The sequence below is a fragment of the Massilia alkalitolerans DSM 17462 genome, assembly GCF_000427785.1.
GTDB classification, from domain to species: domain Bacteria; phylum Pseudomonadota; class Gammaproteobacteria; order Burkholderiales; family Burkholderiaceae_D; genus Telluria; species Telluria alkalitolerans.
This window is the reverse complement of record NZ_ATYR01000026.1, coordinates 37,876-61,185: the sequence shown is the minus strand read 5'-3', so window position 1 is coordinate 61,185 and position 23,310 is coordinate 37,876. Positions and strand designations below refer to the sequence as shown.

At 66.8% G+C, this 23,310-nt stretch carries 20 protein-coding genes; 11 read left to right on the top strand and 9 right to left on the bottom strand.

Annotated features, from left to right (window positions below; all coding sequences use genetic code 11):
- Nucleotides 1-18 precede the first annotated feature (18 nt).
- Nucleotides 19-681 (bottom strand): response regulator, encoded by a 663-nt coding sequence (locus YWC_RS0121050; protein ID WP_027867171.1) that lies wholly within the window; start codon nucleotides 679-681, stop codon nucleotides 19-21.
- Complete coding sequence (locus YWC_RS30205; RefSeq protein WP_051306630.1) at nucleotides 678-2,246, bottom strand: ATP-binding protein; 1,569 nt, start codon at nucleotides 2,244-2,246, stop codon at nucleotides 678-680. Before YWC_RS30205 ends, YWC_RS0121050 begins: the two co-directional genes overlap by 4 nt.
- Nucleotides 2,247-2,505: 259 nt before the next feature.
- Here YWC_RS30205 and YWC_RS0121040 point away from each other — a divergent pair, with 259 nt between their 5' ends.
- Complete coding sequence (locus YWC_RS0121040; RefSeq protein ID WP_027867170.1) at nucleotides 2,506-2,865, top strand: KGG domain-containing protein; 360 nt, start codon at nucleotides 2,506-2,508, stop codon at nucleotides 2,863-2,865.
- Between the two features lie 116 nt (nucleotides 2,866-2,981).
- Here YWC_RS0121040 and YWC_RS0121035 read toward each other — a convergent pair whose 3' ends face one another.
- Genes YWC_RS0121035 through YWC_RS0121015 form a run of 5 tightly spaced genes read right to left on the bottom strand, consistent with a single transcriptional unit; the run spans nucleotide 2,982 to nucleotide 7,404 of the window.
- A complete protein-coding gene (locus tag YWC_RS0121035; RefSeq protein WP_027867169.1) occupies nucleotides 2,982-4,328 on the bottom strand; it encodes a sulfite reductase subunit alpha in 1,347 nt (448 codons plus the stop codon).
- Nucleotides 4,325-5,338 carry an FAD:protein FMN transferase gene (locus YWC_RS0121030; protein ID WP_036215292.1) on the bottom strand — a complete coding sequence of 338 codons (1,014 nt, stop codon included), beginning with the start codon at nucleotides 5,336-5,338 and terminating at the stop codon, nucleotides 4,325-4,327. The genes YWC_RS0121035 and YWC_RS0121030 overlap by 4 nt, the downstream gene beginning before the upstream one ends.
- 15 nt (nucleotides 5,339-5,353) lie before the next feature.
- On the bottom strand, nucleotides 5,354-6,175 hold the full coding sequence (locus YWC_RS0121025) for a DUF4198 domain-containing protein (RefSeq protein ID WP_027867167.1): 822 nt from the start codon (nucleotides 6,173-6,175) through the stop codon (nucleotides 5,354-5,356).
- 23 nt (nucleotides 6,176-6,198) lie between these two features.
- Nucleotides 6,199-6,711, bottom strand: a complete 513-nt coding sequence (locus tag YWC_RS0121020; protein ID WP_027867166.1) for a DUF2271 domain-containing protein — start codon at nucleotides 6,709-6,711, stop codon at nucleotides 6,199-6,201.
- 24 nt (nucleotides 6,712-6,735) lie between these two features.
- Nucleotides 6,736-7,404, bottom strand: coding sequence for a PepSY-associated TM helix domain-containing protein (locus YWC_RS0121015; RefSeq protein WP_027867165.1), 669 nt, complete (start codon nucleotides 7,402-7,404; stop codon nucleotides 6,736-6,738).
- Nucleotides 7,405-7,690: 286 nt separating this feature from the next.
- Here YWC_RS0121015 and YWC_RS0121010 point away from each other — a divergent pair, with 286 nt between their 5' ends.
- From YWC_RS0121010 to YWC_RS0120985, 6 genes are all read left to right on the top strand, one after another.
- Nucleotides 7,691-10,546, top strand: a complete 2,856-nt coding sequence (locus YWC_RS0121010) for a 2-oxoglutarate dehydrogenase E1 component (RefSeq protein ID WP_027867164.1) — start codon at nucleotides 7,691-7,693, stop codon at nucleotides 10,544-10,546.
- A 69-nt stretch (nucleotides 10,547-10,615) separates the two neighbouring features.
- Nucleotides 10,616-11,875: a 2-oxoglutarate dehydrogenase complex dihydrolipoyllysine-residue succinyltransferase gene (odhB, locus tag YWC_RS0121005; protein ID WP_027867163.1), complete on the top strand. Its 1,260-nt coding sequence runs from the start codon at nucleotides 10,616-10,618 to the stop codon at nucleotides 11,873-11,875.
- Nucleotides 11,876-11,948: 73 nt separating this feature from the next.
- Nucleotides 11,949-12,311 (top strand): PspC domain-containing protein, encoded by a 363-nt coding sequence (locus tag YWC_RS0121000; protein ID WP_027867162.1) that lies wholly within the window; start codon nucleotides 11,949-11,951, stop codon nucleotides 12,309-12,311.
- Nucleotides 12,312-12,326: 15 nt separating this feature from the next.
- A complete protein-coding gene (lpdA, locus tag YWC_RS0120995; RefSeq protein WP_027867161.1) occupies nucleotides 12,327-13,760 on the top strand; it encodes a dihydrolipoyl dehydrogenase in 1,434 nt (477 codons plus the stop codon).
- 150 nt (nucleotides 13,761-13,910) lie between these two features.
- Entirely contained in the window at nucleotides 13,911-15,008 is a 1,098-nt protein-coding gene (gene zapE / locus YWC_RS0120990; protein WP_027867160.1) for a cell division protein ZapE, read from the top strand.
- A 13-nt stretch (nucleotides 15,009-15,021) separates the two neighbouring features.
- On the top strand, nucleotides 15,022-15,705 hold the full coding sequence (locus YWC_RS0120985) for a hypothetical protein (RefSeq protein WP_036215289.1): 684 nt from the start codon (nucleotides 15,022-15,024) through the stop codon (nucleotides 15,703-15,705).
- Between the two features lie 193 nt (nucleotides 15,706-15,898).
- Here the strand turns inward: YWC_RS0120985 and YWC_RS0120980 are convergent, their stop codons facing one another.
- Nucleotides 15,899-16,705, bottom strand: coding sequence for a PP2C family protein-serine/threonine phosphatase (locus YWC_RS0120980; RefSeq protein ID WP_027867158.1), 807 nt, complete (start codon nucleotides 16,703-16,705; stop codon nucleotides 15,899-15,901).
- A gap of 192 nt (nucleotides 16,706-16,897) precedes the next feature.
- Between YWC_RS0120980 and YWC_RS0120975 the strand changes: the two genes are divergently transcribed.
- Nucleotides 16,898-17,098, top strand: a complete 201-nt coding sequence (locus tag YWC_RS0120975) for a YdcH family protein (protein WP_027867157.1) — start codon at nucleotides 16,898-16,900, stop codon at nucleotides 17,096-17,098.
- Nucleotides 17,099-17,123: 25 nt separating this feature from the next.
- On the top strand, nucleotides 17,124-19,196 hold the full coding sequence (yoaA, locus tag YWC_RS30200; protein ID WP_036215286.1) for a DNA repair helicase YoaA: 2,073 nt from the start codon (nucleotides 17,124-17,126) through the stop codon (nucleotides 19,194-19,196).
- Nucleotides 19,197-19,306: 110 nt separating this feature from the next.
- Here the strand turns inward: yoaA and YWC_RS0120965 are convergent, their stop codons facing one another.
- On the bottom strand, nucleotides 19,307-20,281 hold the full coding sequence (locus YWC_RS0120965) for an NADPH:quinone oxidoreductase family protein (protein WP_027867156.1): 975 nt from the start codon (nucleotides 20,279-20,281) through the stop codon (nucleotides 19,307-19,309).
- Between the two features lie 188 nt (nucleotides 20,282-20,469).
- On the opposite strand from YWC_RS0120965, the gene YWC_RS0120960 reads away from it, so the two are divergent.
- Together YWC_RS0120960 and YWC_RS0120955 are read left to right on the top strand one after the other, a co-directional pair.
- Complete coding sequence (locus YWC_RS0120960) at nucleotides 20,470-21,078, top strand: toll/interleukin-1 receptor domain-containing protein (protein ID WP_027867155.1); 609 nt, start codon at nucleotides 20,470-20,472, stop codon at nucleotides 21,076-21,078.
- A gap of 11 nt (nucleotides 21,079-21,089) precedes the next feature.
- A complete protein-coding gene (locus YWC_RS0120955; protein WP_027867154.1) occupies nucleotides 21,090-23,198 on the top strand; it encodes a tetratricopeptide repeat protein in 2,109 nt (702 codons plus the stop codon).
- Nucleotides 23,199-23,310: the final 112 nt, after the last annotated feature.

The window sequence follows — 23,310 nt, the reverse complement described above, 5'->3', positions numbered from 1 at the left end:
AAATGATGGAGCGCCGAGCTAGAGGTCGCAGCGGTAGCCGAGCCCGTAGATCGAGCGGATCGCTTCCAGCCCCGGCGCGGCGGCCTCGATCTTGCGCCGCAGGTTCTTGATGTGGCTGTCGATGGCGCGGTCGGTGGCGTCCAGGCTGTCGGCACGGGCGGCATCGAGCAGCTGGGCGCGCGAGAACACCTGCCCCGGGCGCCGCGCCAGCGCCGCCAGGATCGCGAATTCGGTCGGGGTCAGGTCGAGCTGCCGGCCGTGGATCGCGATGCGGCGCGCGCCCTCGTCGATGGCCAGCACGCGCCGGGGTTCTGCCGGGCCCGCGCGGCGCAGGATGGCCTTGATGCGGGCCATCAGTTCGCGCGGGCTGAAGGGCTTGCACAGGTAGTCGTCGGCGCCGGCTTCCAGGCCGAGCAGGCGGTCGATCTCCTCGACCCGCGCGGTTACCATGATCACCGGCAGGTCGCCCGACGCGCGCAGCGTGCGGCACAGCGACAGGCCGTCGAGGCCCGGCAGCATCAGGTCGAGCACGACCAGGGCGGGCGGGTGCGCGCGGATCGCGGCCAGTGCCTCGCGGCCGTCCCCGAAGACCTGCGGCGCATAGCCGGAAGCGCGCGCGTAGTCGGCGACCAGCGCGGCCAGTTCGGGTTCGTCTTCCACGATCATGATGGACTGGCTCATGCGGCGCCTCGCGCCAGCGGCAGGGACAGCGTCACGCGCAGGCCGCCGAGCGGCGAGTGGGCGAAGGCCAGGCTGCCGCCCTGGGCTTCGAGCAGGCGCCGGCAGAGCGCCAGGCCGAGCCCGGCGCCGCCATGGGCCCGGCTGCGCGAGGCGTCGACGCGGTAGAAGCGTTCGGCCAGGCGCGCCAGGGCATCGTCCGGCACGCCGGGGGCGCTGTCGTCGATGACGAGGTGCAGGCAGCTGGCGTCGGCATGCGCATGGAGCGCGATGCGCCCGCCCGCAGCCGTATACCGCAGGCTGTTCTCGAACAGGTTGTCCAGCACCTGGCGCAGGCGGTCCGGGTCGGCCAGCACGCGGCTGCGCGCAGGGGCGGCGCCCGGCTCGAAGGCCAGCCCGGCCGCCTGCAGGCGCGCGGCGAAGCCTTGCGCATGGGCGCTGGCGAGCTCCCACAGGTCGAGCGGGACCGGCTTGCAGTCGAGCGCCCCAATGTCGGCGCGCGCCAGCGCATACAGCTCGTCGATCAGCTTGTTCAGGGCCAGCACCTGGCGCAGCATGGACTCGACGGTCTCGGGCGTGGCGCTGCGCACGCCGTCCTGCAGGGCCTCGAGCTGGGCGCGCAGCACGGCCAGCGGGGTGCGCAGCTCGTGCGAGGTATCGGCCACCCACTGGCGGCGCGCTCCTTCCGCGCTTTCCAGCTGCTGCGCCAGGGCGTTGAAGTGGCGCGCCAGCTCGCCCAGTTCGTCGCTGCGGGTGCTTGGCAGGCGTACCCCGTAGCGGCCGCCGGCCAGCGCGCCGGCGCCCTCGGCCAGGCGTTCGATCGGCTGGCGGAAGTGGCGCGCCAGCAGCACGGCGGCAAGCGCGCTCAGGGCGACGGCCGCGGCGACGATCGGCCACAGGCTGCTGCGCAGCTGTTCCAGGAAGGCGAAGGCCATCGCATCGCTCGGCCGCTGGCTGGGCAGCACGCCAAGGTAGCCAATCGTGCGGCCGCCGACCTCGATGGCACGGTCGACCAGCGGAAGATCGCCGGGCACGCGCCCAGCCAGGTAGGCGCCCTTCGCGTCGAGCAGGGTGACGCGCTGGTGCAGGTCGTAGGTGACGCCATCGGCACGCGGCGCGTCCAGGTGTGGCGGAGCCAGGGGCAGCGCCGGTGGCGCGGGAGGAGCGGGCGGAGCCGGTGGCGCAGGCGGAACGGCGCCGTCCACCGGCGCGGCCGGGGCGCTGGCGCGTTCCGGCGCTGCCGGTGGCAAGGGAGCCGCCGGCAACTCGGGCGCCGGCGGTACGGCCAGAGCCCGGCGCTCGCGTTGGTCCTGCAGGCGCACCAGTTCCTGCGCAATCCAGCCGTGCCGTGCATCGCCAGCGGGCAGGAATTGCCAGCCGCCCTGGGCCCGGTAGCGTGTCGCCAGGCTGTCCGACAGTTCGCCCAGGCGGTCGAGTTCGATGCCGACGGCGTAGTCGCCGAAACTCGCCAGCACGTTCTGGCGCAGCAGGTAAACGGCGCTGGCCGCCACCGCGAGGATGGCAAGCAGGACCGAGAAGAATAGGCGGTGACCGATGGAAAATTTCACAATGGCGAGTCAGTGTCGGACTACATGAAAGAGATTTTTTATTCTCAATAAAAGGTGGCGAACGATCATCCTATTCTAGTGATGGCAAAACCACAAAAGCCATTTCTCTTAGTCTGACAGATAAGACGCCAGAGCTGGCAAGGTCTGGTCCTACAAGACTGTTGCCGGTTTTGGGTGGTCTGCCGCGCTCGCCGTGGTTAGGATGGATCTGTCTCAGCCACTTCCGGCTGATGCTTTAAACGATGAACAGGAGGTAACTATGGCATCGAATAACCAAGGCGGCAACAAAGGCAAGCAGGGCGGCAACCAGCAGAGCGGCGACACCAGCAACCGCGGTTTCGCCTCGATGGATCCGCAACGCCAGCGCGAGATCGCCAGCGAAGGCGGGCGTGCTGCGCACGCATCGGGTAATGCCCACGAATTCACCTCGGAAGAAGCACGCCGTGCCGGCTCGATGAGCCACGGCGGCGGTGGCGGCCAGCAGAGTGGCGGCCAGGGCGGCAACCAGCAAAGTGGTGGCGGTCGTGGCAGCAATCAGGCAAGCGGCGGCAACACCCGCGGCGGCTCGCCCGAGCAGCACGCCAAGGCTGGCTCGCAGAGCCACAAGAACCAGAAGTAAATCGTAGCGTGGGCGGGTTTGCCCGCCCACGCGGTGGTAGACGGCAGCAAGATCATCCGGCACGAAAGCGGAGGCACTACGTATCGCCGCGTGGGCAAGAAACTTGCCCACCCTACTTAATAAACATCCCTGCGGTAGCGTCCTTCGGCCGTGAGCGCATCCAGCATCTCCACGCCCAAGACTTCCGTCAGCGCCTCGTGCACGCCGCCCGCCATTCCCTGCAGGCTGCCGCACACGTAGATCGCCGCTCCCTGGTCGACCCAGCTGCGCAGCGTTTGCGCATGCTCGCGCACCAGGTGCTGCACATAGCGCGGCGCCGCCTGATCGCGCGAGAAGGCGAGGTCGAGCCGGGCCAGGCCGCCTGACGCCAGCCATCCCTGCAGCTCGTCGCGGCACAGGAAGTCGTGGGCAGCATTGCGTTCGCCGAACAGCAGCCAGTTGTCGCCTTTCCCGTCATCGACGCGCGACTTGAGCAGCGCCCGCAGCCCGGCCAGCCCGCTGCCGTTGCCGATCGCAATCAGGGGGCGTGCGGCATTGCCGTTCAGGCGGAAGCGCGCATGCGCGCGGATGCGCAGGCGGATCACCTCGTCCGGCGAAGCCGTCTCGCACAGCCAGCCCGATGCCGCGCCCAGGCTGCCGTCCTCGCGCCGCTGCAGGCGCACCAGTAGTTCCAGCCGGCCTTCGGAAGGCAGGGACGCAATCGAGTATTCACGCGGATGTTCCGGGTCAGCCGGAGCGCTGACCTGGGCCAGGTCGCCGGCTTCCCACGCCGGCAGCGCGGCGTCGACCGGGATCAGTGCGATGCGGTACAGTGGGGCGCCGGCGCTGCCCGGATTGGCGAGCTCGCGCCCTGCGATGCGCCACTCGCCGTAGCTCGGGGCTTCCCAGTCCGGTGCGTCGCTGGTGCCGGCCAGGCGGCCGATGTGGTGCTGCCATGCGGCCAGCGCGGCGGGGTTGCCGCGGTCGACGTCGATGCGTTCGAACAGCGCCGTGGCGCCGTGCGCGGCCAGCCAGTCGTCCAACGCACGGCCGAAGCCGCAGTAATTCGTGTAGCTGCTGTCGCCCAGCGCCAGCACCGCGTAATGCAGGTGTGACAGATCGGGCGCAGCACCCATGGTCACGCCGGCGAAACGCGCGGCGCTGTCGGGGGCGTCGCCCTCGCCATAGGTGCTGGCGACGAACAGGATGCGGCCGGCCTTCGACAGCGTGTCCGGGTCGAGCGCCGACATGCAGGCCGCGCGCGCCGACAGGCCGCCCGTCCTCAAGGTGGCCGCGGTCTGTTCGGCCAGGTATTCGGCGCTGCCGGTCTGGCTGGCGTGGACCACCAGCCAGTCGGCCTCGCCCGTGGCGGTGGTCTTGCGGGCGCTCGCGCGGGCGCGCCATATCGCGAAGCACATCGCGAGGTAGCCGCCCGACAGGGCAAGGGCGCCGCCCCAGCGTACCGGATCGATGGTGAGCATCATTGCAGCAGCTCGCGCCAGGCGGCGCTGGTATGTTCGCGCAGGCCGCCCTCGTGGCGAACCAGGTAGCGCCCCGCGATGCCGCGCGCATCGGCAAAGGCCAGTCCCGCATCGACGCCCATCACGGTCAGCGCGGTGGAGAGCGCGTCGGCCACCATGCAGCTGCCCGCCACGACCGTGCAGGAAGCGACGCCGTTGGCGATCGGATGGCCGCTGCGCGGGTCGATCGTGTGCGAGGCGCGCTGCCGGCCGTGCTCGAAGTAGCTGCGATAGTCGCCCGAAGTGGCGACCGCCAGCCCGTGCAGGGCCACCATGGCGTGCGGGCTTGCTGCCGCATCGGGCACGCCTTCGATCTCGACCCACCACGGCTCGCCGCCCGGCTTCATGCCGGCGCCGCGCAGCTCGCCGCCGACTTCGACCAGGTAGTGGCGCACGCCGAGGCGCTCCAGGCAGAGGCCCAGGCGGTCCACGCCGTAACCCTTGGCGATCGAGGAGAAATCGAGGACGGCGCCGCCCGGCTGCAGCAGGCGGCGCCCGGCGCGGTCGAGCTGGGGGACGGCCCTGGCCCGGCGCGCCAGGGTGCTGGCGACTTCGATGGGGGAGGGCAGCTGGAATCCGGCCCCGTCATGGCGGCCGGTCGGGCCGAAGCCCCACAGCTTGACCAGCGCTCCGGCGGCCGGGTCGTAGGCGCCTGCCGTGTCTTCATGGACTTGCAGCGCAAGATCGGCGACGTCGTAGAACTGCGGCGGCAGCGCATGCCAGCTCCCGGCCGGCGCCCGGTTGTAGCGCGCGAGCAGGGAGCTTTCTTCCCAGTGGCTCATCTGCGCGACGATCTCGTCCAGCTCGCGCTGCAGGGCGGCTTCCAGGCCCTGGCCCGCGCCGGGCGGGACCAGCATCTGCGCCGACCAGGTGGTGCCCATCGAACGGCCCGCCGCCTTGCGCGGCACGCTGCCCGCGGGAGGAAGTGCCATGTCGATCTCGAAGGGAACGAGGACGCTGCGCAGGTTCTGCATGCCGGCCCGCCGTCCTTACTGCGGCAGCACTTCGAAGGTGGCCGCGTAGGTGTAGCGCTTGGCGCCCGGCTGCTGCGGGGCGCCGCGTTCGCCGTGCGGCACGGCGGCGCTCAGGTAGTACATGTTCGGCGCCGCCACGGTGAAGCTGGCTTCGCCCTTGGCGTCGGTAGTCAGGCGCTGTTCGCCCGAGGAGCCGCGGTACTTGGCGGTGCCCGGCACCACGCTGAACGGCATGCTGGCCACCGGCTTGCCGTCGAGCTGGAAGCGCACGCGGATCGGCTCGCCGACGCGCAGGTCGGACGGGTGGGTGACCGGGACCAGCTCGAGGCCGACGCCGCTCGGCTTCAGGGCGGTCTCGTTCATCTTGTTGGCCGAGACGAAGGTTTCCAGGCGGGTGTGCACGTTGGTGGTCTGCACTTCGGTGGCGCCGGCCGGCACCTGCACCTGCGGGCTGCCCTGCGGACCGCGGAAGCGCTTGGTCTCGCCGTTCAGCTTGTAGCTGCCCATCACGTTGTTGTTGACGATGGACAGGCGGTAGGTGCCGTCCTTCGGCAGGCGCAGGTCGAGCGTGCTGCGGTACTTGCCCAGCACCGCGCCCTGCGCCTTGGTTGCGACGCCGTCCGGATCGGTGATCGTCAGGTTGTCCAGGCGCAGCGGGGCGTGATTGAATTCGAACAGCTGGTTCGAGATGCCGGCGTCGAGCGTGACCCAGGCTTCCTTGGCGTCGACCATGGTGCTGTTCGGCAGCAGCCAGGCGTCGTGCGCCTGGGCCGTGAAGGACATGCCGGCGAGGATCAGGCCGAGCAGGGCGGCTTTGGTGAAGCGGGGTTGTTGCATGGTGTTCTCCTGTTCTTGATGCGTTATTGGATCTGGAGCGACACGGCGCCCAGTTCGTCCTTGCCCGCCGCGCTGGCCGCGACCTTGCCCTTGCCGGCCCAGTTGAAGGGCAGCTTGACCACTTCGCGCCCGCCGGATTCGCGCGAGGCCTCGACCACCAGCGTGTAGTCGCCGGCCGGGAGCTTGTCCAGGCCATGGCGCGCGCCGTCGAACTTCATGGTGTGGGCGCCCGGCGGGCGGGTCGCGCCGCTCACGCCGTCGATCGGCATGGTCGCTTCGCGGCCGGCCTTGCGCCACCAGGTGCGCAGGTCCTTCAGCCACTTCTCGCCTTCGCGGTTCTTCAGCTTGAGGTCGTACAGCACGGCCAGGTTCGAGGCCACGCTCTGGTCGGCGCGCTCGATCCAGATCGCGACATAGGGCTTGTGGTATTCGGCCACGTTCAGGCGCGGCAGCTCGAACTTGACCGACAGCTCGGCGCCCACGGCCCAGCTCGATGCAAGCGGCAGGCTCAGGAGGAGCGAATGGGACAGTTTCATTCTTGGTCTTCTCTTATAAATACATCAATGAACGAACAGCAGGGCCAGCACGATCGGCAGCACGATGCCGAATCCGATCACGGGCCAGGTCGACGGCCGCTTGGCCGCGTGGTACTTCAGGATCAGGAAGCCGGTGATGCAGAACACCACGCAGGCGACCGAGAAAATGTCGATGAACCAGCTCCACACGGGGCCCGTGTTGCGGCCCTTGTGCATGTCGTTGAGCCAGGAGATCCAGCCGCGGTCGGTCCGCTCGTACTCGGCCGAGCCGTCGGCGGCGATGCGCAGCCAGGCGTCGCCGCCGGGGCGGGGCAGGGCCAGATAGGCGTCTTCCTCGCTCCACTCGGCGCGCTTGCCGCGTACCTCGACCGGGAAGGCGGCGTTGGCCCAGTCCGCGATCTCGCTCGGCAGCGGCACTTCGGCGTCGGCATGCTCGGCGGCGAATGTCGCGAGCTGGGCGCGCAGGGGCTCGGGCAGGCTCGCCTTCAGCCGGGTGACGCGGGGCTCGGCCTCGATCAGGCTGGCATTATTCAGGGTCAGGCCGGTAAAGCTGAACAGCAGCATCGCCATCAGGCAGATGGCCGAGCTGATCCAGTGCCACTGGTGCAGCTGCTTCAAATAAACGGCGCGACCCGCACTGGGCAGGGCCTTGGGTGCTGCGGATGCGGAAGTGGTCGGTCCGGTTGGGCTCATCATTAAATGATAACGATTATCATTTACCTGGTCAACCCGCTCCGTGTGGCTTTACAAATAGAAATAAAACATTTCTTGTTGAACGCTCTGCCTTGCCCGGAAGCTTGCGTTACAATACTGTGCGCTAAAAGGCAGCAGGAGACCTGTTGCCTTGCTTGGTGCACAGAATACGTCCTTCCCCCACAACTTGAGAAGTAAGTGCGATCCGCTAACCGGTCAGGCCGTGTCGCGGAAGGTTAGATTAACCCGCCCCATACTCGCGAAGCGCGAAGAAAGGTGAGCAAGAATGATGCAGCAACAGAATGCGAACTCGTACCTGTTCGGCGGTAATGCGCCGTACGTGGAAGAGTTGTACGAAGCGTACCTGAACAATCCGGGTTCGGTCCCGGAAAACTGGCGCGCTTACTTTGACCAGATGCAGCACGTGCCCGCAGTGGACGGCTCCAGCCGCCCGGACGTGGTCCACTCCTCGGTCGTCGCCTCGTTCGCCGAACGCGCGAAGCAGGGCCCGATCCGCACCATCAGCGCCTCGTCGGACCCGGAAATGGGCCGCAAGCGCGTGGCCGTCACCCAGTTGATCGCCGCCTACCGCTATCTCGGCTCGCGCTGGGCCAACCTCGACCCGCTGCAGCGCCAGGAACGTCCGCCGCTGCCGGAACTCGACCCGGCCTTCTATGGCTTCACCGAAGCGGACCTCGACACCGTCTTCAACATCAGCAATACCTACTTCGGGAAAGAAACCGCGCCGCTGCGCGACATCCTGAACATGCTGCGTGACACTTACTGCCGTTCGATCGGCGCCGAGTTCATGTACATCAGCGATCCGACCGAAAAGCGCTGGCTGCAGGAGCGCCTGGAGTCGATCCGCTCGACCCCGACCTTCACCGGCGACAAGAAAAAGCACATCCTCGAGCGCCTGACCGCGGCCGAAGGCCTGGAGCGCTACCTCCACACCAAGTACGTCGGCGCCAAGCGCTTCTCGCTGGAAGGCGGCGAATCCTTCATCGCCTCGATCGACGAAGTCATCCAGCGCGCCGGTGAAAAGGGCGTGCAGGAAATCGTCATCGGCATGGCCCACCGCGGCCGCCTGAACGTGCTGGTCAACACCCTGGGCAAGAGCCCGGCCGACCTGTTCGAAGAATTCGAAGGCAAGCACGCCGACGACCTGCCGGCAGGCGACGTGAAATACCACCAGGGCTTCTCGAGCGACATCTCGACCCCGGGCGGCCCGGTCCACCTGTCGCTGGCCTTCAACCCCTCGCACCTCGAAATCGTCAACCCGGTCGTCGAAGGTTCGGTCAAGGCACGCATGGAACGCCGCGGCGACCGCAAGGGCAAGGAAGTGCTGCCGATCCTGGTGCACGGCGACGCGGCATTCGCCGGCCAGGGCGTGGTCATGGAAACCCTGAACCTGGCCCAGACCCGGGGCTACGGCACCGGCGGTACCGTCCACATCGTCATCAACAACCAGATCGGCTTCACCACCTCGGACCCGCGCGACGCCCGTTCGACCATCTACTGCTCGGACGTCGTCAAGATGATCGAGGCGCCGGTGCTGCACGTGAACGCCGACGATCCGGAAGCGGTCGTGCTGGCCTCGCAGATCGCGATGGACTACCGCACCGAGTTCGGCAAGGACGTGGTCGTGGACATCGTCTGCTACCGCAAGCTGGGCCACAACGAGCAGGACACGCCGGCCCTGACCCAGCCGCTGATGTACAAGAAGATCGCCAAGCACCCGGGCACCCGCAAGCTGTACGCGGAGAAGCTGGCTGCGCAGGGCACCGTGCCGCCGGAAACCGGTGACCAGCTGGTCGCCGAATTCCGTGCCGCGATGGACGCCGGCAAGCACACCAACGATCCGGTGCTGACCAACTTCAAGGGCAAGTACGCCGTCGACTGGGCGCCGTTCCTGAACAAGAAGTGGACCGATGCCTGCGATACCTCGGTGCCGCTGGCCGAACTGAAGCGCCTGGCCGAACGCATCACCAAGGTGCCGGAAGGCTTCAAGCCACACTCGCTGGTCGAGAAGGTCCTGAACGACCGCGCCACCATGGGCCGCGGCGAGATGAACCTCGACTGGGGCATGGGCGAGCACCTGGCCTTCGCTTCGCTGGTGTCGTCGGGCTATGCAGTGCGCCTGTCGGGCCAGGACGCCGGCCGCGGCACCTTCGTGCACCGCCACGCCGTGCTGCACGACCAGAACCGCGAGCGCTGGGACCAGGGCATCTACCTGCCGCTGGCCAACGTCTCGGACAACCAGGCCAACTTCACCGTGATCGACTCGGTGCTGTCGGAAGAAGCGGTGCTCGGCTTCGAGTACGGCTACTCGACCGCAGAACCGAACACGCTCACCATCTGGGAAGCCCAGTTCGGCGACTTCGTCAACGGCGCCCAGGTCGTCATCGACCAGTTCATCGCCTCGGGCGAAGTGAAGTGGGGCCGCGCCTCGGGCCTGACCATGATGCTGCCGCACGGCTATGAAGGCCAGGGTCCGGAGCACTCGTCGGCGCGTATCGAGCGCTTCCTGCAGCTGTGCGCCGACAACAACATGCAAGTGGTGCAGCCGACCACGGCCGCCCAGATCTTCCACCTGCTGCGCCGCCAGATGGTGCGCCAGTTCCGCAAGCCGCTGGTGATCTTCACGCCGAAGTCGCTGCTGCGTAACAAGGACGCCGGCTCGCCGCTGACCGACCTGGCCAAGGGCGGTTTCCAGACCGTCATCGGCGAATGCGACGAGAAGATCGACGCATCCAAGGTCAAGCGCGTGCAGGTCTGCTCGGGCAAGGTCTACTACGACCTCGTCAACGCACGCAAGACCCGCGGCGTCAGCGATGTCGCCATCGTTCGTATCGAACAGATGTATCCGTTCCCGCACAAGTCGTTCGTGGCCGAACTGAAGAAGTTCCCGAACGCGACCGAAGTGGTGTGGGTGCAGGACGAGCCGCAGAACCAGGGTCCGTGGTTCCAGATCCAGCACAACATCTTCGAAAGCATGGAAGACGGCCAGCGCCTCGCCTACGCAGGCCGCCCGGCTTCCTCGTCGCCTGCGGTCGGCTACGCCGACAAGCACGTGGCGCAGCAGAAGGAACTGCTGGAAACCGCGTTCTCGAAGCTCAAAGGCTTCATCCTGACGAAATAAGAACAACACTGCCCCGGGCCTCGGCCTGGGGCGTTTGCATACAGAATACATAAACGGAGCTACATCAAAATGGCACAAATCGAAGTCAAGGTCCCTGTCCTGTCGGAATCGGTTGCTGAAGCAACCCTGCTGTCCTGGCACAAGAAAGTCGGCGAACAAGTGTCGCGCGACGAAAACATGATCGACATCGAGACCGACAAGGTGGTCCTGGAACTGCCAGCCCCGAGCGAAGGCGTGATCGTCCAGCTGCTGAAAGCCGACGGCGCGACCGTCGTGTCGGGCGAAGTCATCGCCGTCATCGACACCGAAGCGTCGGCACAGACCAGCCCGATCGCCGTGAAGGCCGTCCCGTCGGCCGCCCCGAACGCATCGATCGAGGCCGCCCCGGCCGCTGCCGCTACCGGCTCGAAAGGCGACGTCGCCATGCCGGCCGCCGCCAAGATCCTGGCTGACAACAACATGAGCGCCGCCGACGCCACCGGCACCGGCCGCGACGGCCGCGTGACCAAGGGCGACGCCCTGGCCGCAGTCGCCAACAAGCCGGCGGGCGGCGCCGCGCCGGCGCCACAGGCGCCAGCGCCAAAGCCGGCGCTGCAGTCGGTCGCCGCACCGGTCGCCAACCTGGGCGACCGTCCGGAAGAGCGCGTGCCGATGAGCCGCCTGCGCGCCCGCATCGCCGAGCGCCTGCTGCAGTCGCAGCAGACCAACGCCATCCTGACCACCTTCAACGAGGTGAACATGGCGCCGGTCATGGAACTGCGCAACAAGTACAAGGACAAGTTCGAGAAAGAGCACGGCGTCAAGCTGGGCTTCATGTCCTTCTTCGTCAAGGCCGCTGTCGCCGCGCTGAAGAAGTACCCGATCCTGAACGCCTCGGTCGACGGTAACGACATCGTCTACCACGGCTACTTCGACATCGGTATCGCCGTCGGTTCGCCGCGCGGCCTGGTGGTGCCGATCCTGCGCAACGCCGACCAGCTGTCGATCGCCGAGATCGAGAAGAAGATCGGCGAATTCGGCCAGAAAGCCAAGGACGGCAAGCTGACCCTGGAAGACCTGAACGGCGGTACCTTCTCGATCTCGAACGGCGGCGTGTTCGGCTCGATGCTGTCGACCCCGATCATCAACCCGCCGCAGTCGGCGATCCTGGGCGTGCACGCCACCAAGGACCGCGCCGTCGTGGAAAACGGCCAGATCGTCATCCGCCCGATGAACTACCTGGCGATGTCGTACGACCACCGCATCATCGACGGCCGCGAAGCCGTGCTGGGCCTGGTGGCCATGAAGGACGCGCTGGAAGATCCGGCACGCCTGCTGCTCGACCTGTAATTCGGCAGCACCGTAGTGCAATACAGACATGCCTGCCCCGGCAGGCATGTCCCCAACACCAGTGAGGACCGCCATGATCTCCGATGAAATCCGGCGTTTGCACGAACTGCACCAGGCCGGCGCGCTCTCCGACGCCGAATTCGAGCAGGCCAAGGCGAAGGTGCTGGCCAGCGAAAAGATCAGCCTGGAAAAGGAGGGCAGGAGCAGCACCGGCGCCGGCTTCGGCCCGCCGCCCGGCAGCTTCGAGGCCAAGCTGAAGTCCCTGCGCCGTTCGCGCCGCGACCGCTGGCTGGCCGGCGTCTGCGGCGCCCTGAGCGATGGTTTCGGCATGGACATCTATGCCTGGCGCCTCGTGTTCGTCCTGCTCACCCTGGTGACCTCCGGGTTTGGGGCGCTGGCTTATCTGGCGCTGTGGATCTTTGTCCCAGAAGAATAAATAAGGAAGCTATTCATGAGTAACGAGAAACAATTCGACGTCGTCGTGATCGGCGGCGGCCCTGGCGGCTACATCGCCGCCATCCGTGCAGCGCAGCTCGGCTTCAAGACCGCCTGCATCGACGCGTGGAGCAACGCGGCAGGCAAGCCGGCCCCGGGCGGCACCTGCACCAACGTCGGCTGCATCCCGTCGAAAGCCCTGCTGCAGTCGTCGGAACACTTCGAGCACGCCGGCCACGCCTTTGCCGACCACGGCATCAAGGTTGGCGGCCTGGAACTCGACCTCCCGACCATGCTCAAGCGTAAGGACACCATCGTCAAGCAGAACAACGACGGCATCCTGTTCCTGTTCAAGAAGAACAAGGTCACCTTCTTCCACGGCCTGGGTTCGTTCGCCGGCAAGACCGAGGGCGGCTACACCGTCAACGTGACGGGTCCAACCACCGACACCCTGAGCGCCAAGAACGTGGTCATCGCGACCGGTTCGAACGCCCGCCAGCTGCCGGGCGCGGAATTCGACGAGAAGCTGATCCTGTCGAACGAAGGCGCACTGGCGATCGACGCCGTGCCGTCGAAGCTGGGCGTGATCGGCGCCGGCGTCATCGGCCTGGAAATGGGCTCGGTGTGGCGCCGCGTCGGTGCCGACGTCACCGTGCTGGAAGGCCTGCCGACCTTCCTGGGCGCGGTCGACGAGCAGATCGCCAAGGAAGCGCACAAGCTGTTCACCAAGCAGGGCCTGAAGATCAACCTGGGCTGCAAGATCGGCGCGATCACCAAGGGCGAGAACAACGTCACCGTCAACTACGCCGATTCGACCGGCGCCGAGCAGACCGCCACGTTTGACCGCCTGATCATCTCGATCGGCCGCGTGCCGAACACCAACGGCCTGAACGGCGAAGCGGTCGGCCTGCAGCTGGACGAGCGCGGCTTCGTGGTCGTGGACGACGAATGCCGCACCAGCCTGCCGGGCGTGTGGGCGGTGGGCGACGTGGTGCGCGGCCCGATGCTGGCGCACAAGGCGGAAGAAGAGGGCGTCGCGGTTGCCGAGCGCATCGCCGGCCAGCACGGCCACGTCAACTTCAACACCATCCCGTGGGTCATCTACACCTCGCCGGAAATCGCCTGGGTCGGCAAGACCGAGCAGCAACTCAAGGCCGAAGGCGTGTCCTACAAGGCCGGCACCTTCCCGTTCATGGCCAACGGCCGTGCGCGCGCGCTGGGCGACACCTCGGGCATGGTGAAGTTCCTGGCCGATGCCACGACCGATGAAATCCTGGGCGTGCACATCGTCGGCCCGGTGGCTTCGGAGCTGATCTCGGAAGCCGTCGTCGCGATGGAGTTCAAGGCCTCGTCGGAAGACATCGCCCGCATCTGCCACGCGCACCCGTCGCTGTCGGAAGCCGTCAAGGAAGCCGCGCTGGCGGTGGACAAGCGTTCGCTGAACTTCTAAGTAACACAGGCGTTACCGCCTTGGTAGGGTGGGCGGGTTCCCCGCCCACGCGTTCAACAGGCGTATGCAAGCCACGGAGCGGGCCTGGATACATGATTTGAACGCGTGGGCGGGAGACCCGCCCACGCTACGTTTTAACGATTGAATTAGATGAACGTCCAAGAGTATTACCAGCACGCGCTGACCGAGCGCGGCTTCAAGTCCGACCCGGCCCAGGCCGCCGCGGTGGATCGCCTGCAGCAGGCGTACGACGACTGGGTCCAGTACAAGGCCCAGCGGTCGTCCGCTTTCAAGCGTCTCATCAACCGTCCGGACGTGCCCAAGGGCGTGTACATGTGGGGCGGGGTGGGGCGCGGCAAGTCCTTCCTGATGGACTCCTTCTATTCGGTGGTCCCGGTGGTGCGCAAGACGCGCCTGCACTTCCACGAATTCATGCGCGCCGTGCACGGCCAACTGGACGAGCTGAAAGGCGTGGCCGACCCGCTCGACGAAGTCGCCAAGCGCATCGCGAAAAAATACCGCCTGATCTGCTTCGACGAATTCCACGTCTCGGACATCGCCGACGCGATGATCCTGTACAACCTGCTCAAGGCCTTGTTCGACAACGGCGTCTCCTTCGTGATGACCTCGAACTACGAGCCGTCGACCCTGTATCCGGACGGGCTGCACCGCGACCGCATGCTGCCCACCATCGCGCTGCTGCAGGCGAAGCTGGACGTCCTGAACGTCGATGCCGGCAACGACTACCGCAAGCGCGCGCTCGAGCAGGTGGACGCCTACTACACGCCGCTCAATGCGGCCTCGGACCATGCCTTGCGCGAAGCCTACGCCAAGGTGGCCGACACCGCCGACGAGAGCCCGATCGTGCACATCGAGAACCGCGAGATCCGCGCACTGCGCCGCGCCGGCGGCGTGATCTGGTTCGATTTCGCCACCCTGTGCGGCGGGCCGCGCTCGCAGAACGACTATCTCGAACTGGCCTCGCGCTTCCACACCGTGATCCTGTCGGGCATTCCGGCCATGTCCGCAGGACAGTCCTCGGAAGCGCGCCGCTTCACCTGGCTGGTGGACGTGTTCTACGACCACAAGGTCAAGCTGATCATGTCGGCCGCGGTGGAGCCGGAGGAGCTGTACACCCAGGGTATGCTCGCGAACGAATTCCACCGCACGGTCTCGCGTATCATTGAAATGCAGTCGCGCGAATACATGCTGGCCGAACGCCGCGGCGCCGCCGATGCCATCGCCTGATCGAAAGGAAACCATGAGGAGTTACTCAATCATCCGCGTCCTCGCCGCGGCCGCGCTCGCCGCAAGCCTGTCCGCCTGCGCCAGCGTCGAACCGGGCCCGGCGCTGGAAACGGTCGATCCCACCACATCGGTGGAGCAGGCCGATGGGCGCCTGGCCGCGGTCGCCGTGGAGCGGGCCGCGATCGAGGCGCGCTATGCCGAGCGGGAAGCGGTCTGCTACGAGAAATTCTTCGTCAATAACTGCCTCGACGAAGCGAAAGAACGCCGCCGCGTGGCCTTGAATGCGCAGCGCAACATCGAAATCGAAGCCGAGCGCTTCAAGCGCCGCCTGAAGGTCGAGGAGCGCGACCGCGAGATCGCCGCCGCCGACGCCGAATACAAGGCCGAGGAAGCGCGCCTGGCGGCCGAACCGCCGCCACCGCCACGCGACACCACCGCCCTGCCGCCACCCAAGCCGTCGCCGGCCGCCTCGCGCATGGCGCGCCGCAATGCCAAGGCAAAGGAAGAGGCTGCCCGCGCACCGGAGGAAGCCGCCAAGGCCGCGGCGAACGCGCGCGCGTTCGAGGAACGCAAGCGCAAGTCGGAGCAGAAGCAGAAGGAAGTCGCCGAGCGCGTGGCCGAGCGCGAGGCGAAGGCGGCGGCGCGTAAAGCCGAGGAAGAGAAGGCGAAGGCGGCTACGCCGGTGGCGGGGAAGTAAACGCGTATCTCTGGTACTGCACGGCTTCCGCCAGTTGGTACCGATTGATCTGTCATTCCCGCGAAGGCGGGAATCCAGGTTCCCTTGCGTACCTCCTGCGCTTTAGCTTATCGGCCCGGACGCAAAATTGGGTTCCCGCCTGCGCGGGAACGACGGTATTTGGGCTAACAGCTGAAGCACGCGGCAGGGGCGCTCAAACTACCCGTCCGACCCTTCCCGCCAACCCGTCCTGGGCCGGCTTCACCAGCTTCACGATCGCCATCGAGCAATTCCCACCCTTGCCCTGCGAGCGTTCCTGCGCCTTGTTGATCAGCATTTCCGATGCCTGGCGCGGCGTGGCCCGGCTGGTGGCCGCCGCCAGTTCGGCATCGGTGAAGAAATGCCATAATCCGTCCGAGGCCAGCAGGAACACGTCTCCCGGTGCCAGCCCGGTGTGCTTGCCGAAACTCACGAAGGGCTCCTTGCGGCTGTTGCCCATGACGTTGAGCAGCAGCTTGGACTTGCGGTGGTTCCTTGCCGCGTCCTCCGGCAGCCTGTCGCTGGACACCAGGTGCTGCACATAGGCCGTGTCGCCCGTTCGCAGCTTGCACTTGCCGTCATGAAAATGGTACAGGCGCGAGTCGCCCACATGTCCCCACACCGCCTCGCCGTGCGGCGTCAAGACCAGGCCGACAAAGCTCGCATGCGCTTCCAGCGCCTCGCTCGCCCCGAGCATCACCGAGTTCATCTTCATGACCAGATGGGTTTCGCTGACGATGTCCTGCAGCAGCTGCTCGATCCGCTCCAGGCTGGGACGGTCGCCTGGCTTGAATTCGTCGAAGACCTGGCGCGCCGTGTGCAGCACCTGGTCCGCCCCTGCAGCGCCGGCGATGCCGTCCGACAGCACGGCCAGCACGTAACCGGGCGCGCGGGCACCGGTCAAGAGGGCAACGCGGTCGTTCTGCTGCGGGCGGTTCCCGATGTGTTGCGCGGTTCCCGCTTCGATCTTGTATGTTGTCATAAACCTTTATTTCCGTAGCGCCTGCGCCAATCTTTGTTGGCGGCAACCTCAGCGTAGATTAAACTATGCACCGAGAAGCCGTGGTGTTGCAAGCCGAACACAAGCGGCGCCACCATGTGCCGCCGCCGACTGCCGGCGCCGCCGCCCCAGCCCCCGCAAACGCTTTGTAAAGAACTGTTTGGAACAGCCATCATGACCGACGTCCAGGACATCCAGCGCCGCATCATTGAACTCGACGTGGAACACCGCGACCTCGATGCCGTCATTTCGATGCTCGCTGCGGACGGCCATGCCGACCAGCTCCAGCTGCGCCGTTTGAAAAAGCGTAAGCTGCAGCTGAAGGATCATATTACGCTGCTGAAGATGCAGCTGGTGCCCGATATTCCAGCTTGACCCAAGCTATAAAGAAACAAGCATTTTGACCGACCATCTCCCTGTTCCTGGCGTGACCGCCGAGCCGGTGGAGACGCCGCCGCAGGGCGACGTGCTTCCCGCCAGCGCCCGTCCGCTTGGTAAATACGACGACGAGCTCGACCGCCTGTTCGGGGCGGGAGGCCCGCTCGCGCCCAACGTCGGCACCTACAAGCCGCGCCAATCGCAAACCGAGATGGCCAAGGCCATCGCAGCGGCGATCGCCGAGCAGAAAGTCTTGATGGCCGAGGCCGGCACCGGCACCGGCAAGACCTTCGCCTACCTCGTCCCGGCGCTGCTGTGGGGCGGCAAGACCATCATCTCGACCGGTACCAAGAACCTGCAGGATCAGCTGTTCCTGCGCGACATCCCGACCATCCGCGCCGCGCTGCGCGCGCCGGTCTCGGTGGCCCTGCTCAAGGGGCGCTCGAACTACGTCTGCCATTTCCACCTGGAGCGCACGCTGAACAACGGGCGCCTGACCTCGCGCGACGACGTCGGCCACCTGCGCGAGATCTCGCGCTTCATCAAGATGACCAACTCGGGCGACAAGGCCGAGCTGGCCAAGGTGCCGGAAAACGCCACGGTCTGGAACCTGGTCACCTCCACGCGCGATAGCTGCATGGGCGCCGAGTGCCAGTACTACCAGGACTGCTTCGTGATGAAGGCGCGCAGAGAAGCCCAGCAGGCCGACGTGGTCGTGGTCAACCACCACCTGTTCTTCGCCGACGTGGCCCTGAAGGACACCGGCGTCGCCGAACTGCTGCCGTCGGCCAACACCATCATCTTCGACGAAGCGCACCAGCTGCCGGATACCGCCACGCTGTTCTTCGGCCAGTCGGTCTCGACCTCGCAGGTGCTGGAACTGTGCCGTGACGTGCTGGCCGAAGGCCTGGCGCATGCGCGCGGACCGGACTGGGCCAAGGTCGTGACCGTGGTCGAGAAGGCCGCGCGCGACCTGCGCCTGACCTTCCCGGAAGGCGGCACCCGCCTGTCGCTGCCGCAGATTCTGCCGACCTCGGCCTTCTTCCCGGCACTCGACAAGCTGAAGGAAGAGCTGTCCGGCATGATCACGGTGCTGGAAGAACATTCCGCCCGCGCGGAGACGATCGAGGCCTGCCGCCTGCGCGCGCACGAGCTCAGCGCGTCCTTCGACGCCTGGAAGCCGGATACGAAAAAAGCCAAGGTGGGCGACGATGCCGCCGTGCTGTGGGTCGAGGCCTTCAACTCCTCGCTGCAGCTGCACAAGACGCCGCTGTCGATCGCCCCGATCTTCTCGGGCCAGCGCGAAGGCACGCCGCGCAGCTGGATCTTCACCTCGGCGACGCTGGCGGTGAAGAACGACTTCAAGCATTTCTCCGACCAGATGGGCCTGACCGGCGAGCCGGCCATGACCTGGCCGAGTCCGTTTAATTATGGCGAGCAGGGCATCCTGTACGTGCCCACCGGATTGCCGGAGCCGAACTCCTTCCAATACACCGACGCCTGCGTCGACATCGCGCTGCCGGTGATCGAGGCGGCGGGCGGGCGCACCTTCTTCCTGTGCACGACCATCCGCGCCGTGAACAAGGTGGCCGAACGCCTGCGCGAGGAGTTCGCCGCGCGCGGGCTGGATTTCCCGCTGTTCGTGCAGGGCGAGCGCGGCCGTACCGAGCTGCTGGATTCCTTCCGCAATGCCGGCAACGCCGTGCTGGTGGGTAGCCAGAGCTTCTGGGAAGGCGTGGACGTGCGCGGCGACGCGCTCTCGCTCGTCATCATCGACAAGCTGCCCTTCGCCCCGCCGGACGATCCGGTGCTGGCGGCGCGCATCGAGGTGATGGAAAAGCAGGGGCTGAATGGCTTCATGCACCACCAGCTGCCGGAAGCGATCATCACGCTCAAGCAGGGAGCAGGACGCCTGATCCGCGACGTGGACGACCGTGGGGTATTGATGATCTGCGACCCGCGCATCATCACCAAGCCCTATGGCAGGCGTATCTGGCAAAGCCTGCCCCCGTTCAAGCGCACCCGGGTGCAGTCGGAAGTGATCGAGTTTTTCCAGCCGGGGACGATGGCGGATGCGGCGGATTTGAATGCCTAGTTTTTCGTAGGGTGGGCGGGTTCCCCGCCCGCGCGTTCAAATTACGTATCCTGGCCCGCTCTGTGGCTTAAAACGGATCGTTGAACGCGCGGTCGGCATAGCCGACCACCCTACGGGCAAATCACGACTTTGCCTGTCACCTTGCGCGCCGCCATGTCGTTGAGCGCCTGCGCCGTCTCTTCCAGTTTGTAGCGCGCCGACACCAGCGGCTTGAGTTTCCCTTCCGCCATCCAGCCCAGCATCTGCTGCATCGCCGCCAGGTTCGCCGCCGGCTCCTTGCGCACGAAATCGCCCCAGAACACGCCCACCACCGACGCGCCTTTCAGCAGCATCAGGTTCCAGGGCAGCTTCGGAATCTCGCCCGCCGCGAAGCCCACCACCAGGTGGCGTCCGCGCCAGGCGATCGAGCGCAGCGCCGGCTCGCTGTACTTGCCGCCGACCGGGTCGTAGATCACGTCCGGCCCACGGCCGCTGGTGGCCGCCTTCAGCGCCTCGCGCAGGTCTTCCTTCTCATAATTGATCACGGCATCCGCACCGTGTGCGCGGCAGACCGCCAGTTTCTCGTCGTTCGAGGCGGCGGCGATCACGCGTGCGCCCAGGGCCTTGCCGATCTCGATCGCCGCCAGCCCGACGCCGCCGGCCGCGCCCAGCACCAGCATGGTTTCGCCCGGCTGCAGGGCGGCGCGGTCGACCACCGCGTGGTGCGAGGTGCCATAGGTGAGGGTGATGGCGGCGGCGGTGTCGAAGTCCATGCCGGGCGGTATCGGCATCAGGGCATCCACCGGCGCCAGCGCCTGCTCGGCGAACGCGCCGGTACGGGTGAAACCGATCACTCGCTGACCCGGCGCGACGCCGGTGACGCCTGTGCCGACGGCGCGCACGGTGCCGGCGAACTCGTTCCCCGGCGTGAAGGGGAGGGGCGGGCGCACCTGGTACTTGCCCTGCACGGTCAGCACGTCGGGGAAGTTGACGCCGGCCGCTTTCACGTCGACCACGACCTCTCCCGCGCCCGGCACCAGGTCGGGCAGGTCCTCGATCACGAGCTGGTCGATCGGACCCCAATTATTGCAACGTACGGCTTTCATATCCTGTCCCTTTACTTCGAATACCTGTCCATTAATCGGCGGCATTATGCCTCAAGGTGCATGTCGCGCTACTTTCCAAGGATGCTGACGAGTCCGCCAGCACGCTTGTGCGCACGCAAAGTGGCCAAGGTCCGTGTCGCTAGAGTCAAAGGAATCCAGCCTTAGCGCATTGGAATGGGGGATAGGCAATGGCGATCCGTTACGGGTGTTTTTTCAGCTACGCACACGGCAGGCACGACCTGATGAAACGGTTCAAGACCGCCCTCGCCGATGCGCTACGCTGCTATCTCGAACCTCACTTCGACAACGAGGACGAACTGTTTATCGACACCGAACAACTGGGCGGTGGCGACGACCTCGACCGCAAGATCGCGCGCGCGATGTGCGAGAGCGTGTGCATGATCCTCATCTACACGCCCAAGTACGAGGCCCATGCCTACACCCGGCGCGAGTACGCGGCCATGCGCCTGCTCGAGCACGAGCGATCGAGCTGGTACGAGCTGCCGAGCCGCCTGATCATTCCGGTGATCATGACGCGGCACCCCGAATCGCTGCCGCCGGAGATCACCGAGAACACTTTCTACGTCGATTTCTCGCACTTCACGATGGCCACGAGCGACCTGAAATCCAACCCGGACTTCCTGCCCGACATCGACAAGATGGTCCAGCGCATCTCCACGCACTATCACCAACAAAAAAAGCATACGCCACCCGGACATGACTGCAACCAATTCGTGCTCCCCGATGTCCCACCAGAATGGCGCGCGATGCCAAGCCTGACTTTCCCAAAAAAATAACGAGGAGTCACATGGAACAGAATCGCTCTACGCTCCAGGCACTGGACAGTCCCGGCCAGGTCACCACCCTGTATGCCTACGAAGGCGGCCCGGTCCGCAATGGCCTGCTGGCGGCCATGGCGCTGCAGCTGGCCGGCGACACCGACGCGGCGCCGGTCCTGGTGATCGACTGGGACCTTGCCTCTCCTTCGCTGCACGGTTACTTCGGCCCGCCGCCCGGCGCCGCCGACGACCACTGTCCGCCCGGCCTGGTCGACTATGCCGGCGCGCTGCTCGGAGAGCTGCGGCGGCGCCGCATCGCCCGCGACGATGGCGGCGACGGCGTTGCCGATGCCTTGCTCGACGCCGTCGACTGGCGCCCCTACGTACAGCGCGTGGACGGCCGCCGCCCGCTGTACCTGATGCGGGCCGGCCGCTTCGACGACGATTATGCCGAGCGCGCCGGGCGCCTCGACTGGGTGGCCTTGTTCGATGCCTGTCCGGCGCTGCTGCGCCGCTTCGCCGCGCGCCTGGCGGGGCACTTCCGCCACGTGCTGGTGGCCAGCGGCGCCGGCCGCTCGTCGAGCGTCAGCGCCTGCACCGTTCTCGTCCCCGACCGGCTGGTCGGCCTGTTCACGCCGGCGCCGGGCAGCATCGAGGGCCTCGAGGGTGTCGTGCGGCGCGCCATCGACTACCGCTGCACCCACGAGGAGGAGCAGCGCCCGCTGCTGGTCTATCCGGTCGCCTGCGCCGCCGACGGCGCCCGCAGCGACACCGGCCAGCGCTGGCGCCGCGGCGATCCGGCCCAGGGCCTGGCCGGCTACCAGCCGCGCCTCGAAGCGCTGCTACGCAGCAGCTACGGCGTCGGCTGGCTGCGCCTGGAAAGCTGGTTCGACGAAGTCCAGCTGCCGGTGTCCGAAGCGGTGGCCATCGCCGGCCCGGGACGCGCCGCGCTGGCGCACCCGGCATCCTGCCTGATGACATGGTTCGCCCAGGGCTGCTTCCCCTGGCAGCCGCTGGCCGAGGTGCGCCTGCGCAGCGCGCGCGCGCGCGCCCGCGCACAGGATGGAAAGGGCGCGGCCGTGCTGCAGGCCAGCTGCCTGGCGCGGCTCGCCGAACTGTGCCGGCAGGAAGGGCGTGGCAACGAAGCGCGCGAGCTGCTGCGCGAGAGCCTGCTGCTGCGCTGCGCCGAGTTGGGCGAAGACCACCCGGACACGCGCGCCGCGCATGCCGCGCTGGCAGCGCTCGATCTCGCCGGAGGCAGGCTCGACGACGCGCGCCAACGCTACGAACTGCTGGCCCAGCGCGGCATGAGCACCCTGGGAAGCGAGCATCCGGAGACGCTGGCGGCACGTTCCGGCCTGGCGTCCGTGCTTGGCCGGAAAGGGGAGAGCGAACGGGCGCTGGCGCTGCACGAGCAGGTGGTGGCCACCTGCGAGCGCTTGTGGGGAGATGCGCACCCGGCCACGCTCGACAGCCTCGAACAGCTCGCCGCGACCCTGGACAGCCAGCACGAGAAAGACAGGGCGCGGGTGCTGTTCGAGCGGGTGCTCGACGGCCGCCGCCAGTTGCAGGGCGCCGAGCACGAAGACACGCTGCGATGCGGCCAGCGGCTCGGCCAGCTGCTCGGCGAAACAGGCGACCTCGGCAATGCCCGGCGGCTTCTGGAGGCCGTGCTGCGCGTGCGCGAGCGCTACGACGGCGCCTATGCCCTGCCGACGATGAGCGCGCGCGACGCACTGGCCCAGATCCTCGCGGCCCAGGGCGACATGGCTGCCGTACGCAGCCTGCGCAGCGCACCGGCGCCGGTCCGCGACACCGAACCGGGCGCCGCCCGCACGGACGAGCACGGTGCGATCGACAGCCTGCAGCAGCAGTGCGCGCAGCTGAAAGCCCTGATCGACCAGGACAGCCGGCTGGAGGCGCGCGCGCTGGCCGACAGCATGCGTCACTCGGTGCAATGGCTGAGTGTGGCACTTCCGCTACGCCAGCGGGTGGCGGCCATGATCGAGCAGGTCTACCTTCGGGACGGGGACAAGGACGCGGCGCTGGCGCTCAACAAGGACCTGGTCTCCTCACTGGAGGGGGCCCTGGTCCGCGCCCGGCGCGAGGAGTTGTCGGCACCGCTGTCAGTGCATTAGCGACAAAAATACTTGGCAAGTTGCTCATTCCTTGACAGGAAAAATCGCCATGAGGAAACAAAAAAGGCCTTGCTGACGAGCGATCCGGGCGTTGCTTCAGGTAAAATCGCTG

Excerpts from the sequence above, each read along its gene's own strand:
- YWC_RS0121050 (WP_027867171.1), bottom strand. The coding sequence starts at position 681 with ATGAGCCAGTCCATCATGATCGTGGAAGACGAACCCGAACTGGCCGCG.
- YWC_RS0121040 (WP_027867170.1), top strand. The coding sequence starts at position 2,506 with ATGGCATCGAATAACCAAGGCGGCAACAAAGGCAAGCAGGGCGGCAAC.
- YWC_RS0121035 (WP_027867169.1), bottom strand. The coding sequence starts at position 4,328 with ATGATGCTCACCATCGATCCGGTACGCTGGGGCGGCGCCCTTGCCCTG.
- YWC_RS0121030 (WP_036215292.1), bottom strand. The coding sequence starts at position 5,338 with ATGCAGAACCTGCGCAGCGTCCTCGTTCCCTTCGAGATCGACATGGCA.
- YWC_RS0121025 (WP_027867167.1), bottom strand. The coding sequence starts at position 6,175 with ATGCAACAACCCCGCTTCACCAAAGCCGCCCTGCTCGGCCTGATCCTC.
- YWC_RS0121020 (WP_027867166.1), bottom strand. The coding sequence starts at position 6,711 with ATGAAACTGTCCCATTCGCTCCTCCTGAGCCTGCCGCTTGCATCGAGC.
- YWC_RS0121015 (WP_027867165.1), bottom strand. The coding sequence starts at position 7,404 with ATGAGCCCAACCGGACCGACCACTTCCGCATCCGCAGCACCCAAGGCC.
- YWC_RS0121010 (WP_027867164.1), top strand. The coding sequence starts at position 7,691 with ATGATGCAGCAACAGAATGCGAACTCGTACCTGTTCGGCGGTAATGCG.
- odhB (WP_027867163.1), top strand. The coding sequence starts at position 10,616 with ATGGCACAAATCGAAGTCAAGGTCCCTGTCCTGTCGGAATCGGTTGCT.
- YWC_RS0121000 (WP_027867162.1), top strand. The coding sequence starts at position 11,949 with ATGATCTCCGATGAAATCCGGCGTTTGCACGAACTGCACCAGGCCGGC.
- lpdA (WP_027867161.1), top strand. The coding sequence starts at position 12,327 with ATGAGTAACGAGAAACAATTCGACGTCGTCGTGATCGGCGGCGGCCCT.
- zapE (WP_027867160.1), top strand. The coding sequence starts at position 13,911 with ATGAACGTCCAAGAGTATTACCAGCACGCGCTGACCGAGCGCGGCTTC.
- YWC_RS0120985 (WP_036215289.1), top strand. The coding sequence starts at position 15,022 with ATGAGGAGTTACTCAATCATCCGCGTCCTCGCCGCGGCCGCGCTCGCC.
- YWC_RS0120980 (WP_027867158.1), bottom strand. The coding sequence starts at position 16,705 with ATGACAACATACAAGATCGAAGCGGGAACCGCGCAACACATCGGGAAC.
- YWC_RS0120975 (WP_027867157.1), top strand. The coding sequence starts at position 16,898 with ATGACCGACGTCCAGGACATCCAGCGCCGCATCATTGAACTCGACGTG.
- YWC_RS0120965 (WP_027867156.1), bottom strand. The coding sequence starts at position 20,281 with ATGAAAGCCGTACGTTGCAATAATTGGGGTCCGATCGACCAGCTCGTG.
- YWC_RS0120960 (WP_027867155.1), top strand. The coding sequence starts at position 20,470 with ATGGCGATCCGTTACGGGTGTTTTTTCAGCTACGCACACGGCAGGCAC.
- YWC_RS0120955 (WP_027867154.1), top strand. The coding sequence starts at position 21,090 with ATGGAACAGAATCGCTCTACGCTCCAGGCACTGGACAGTCCCGGCCAG.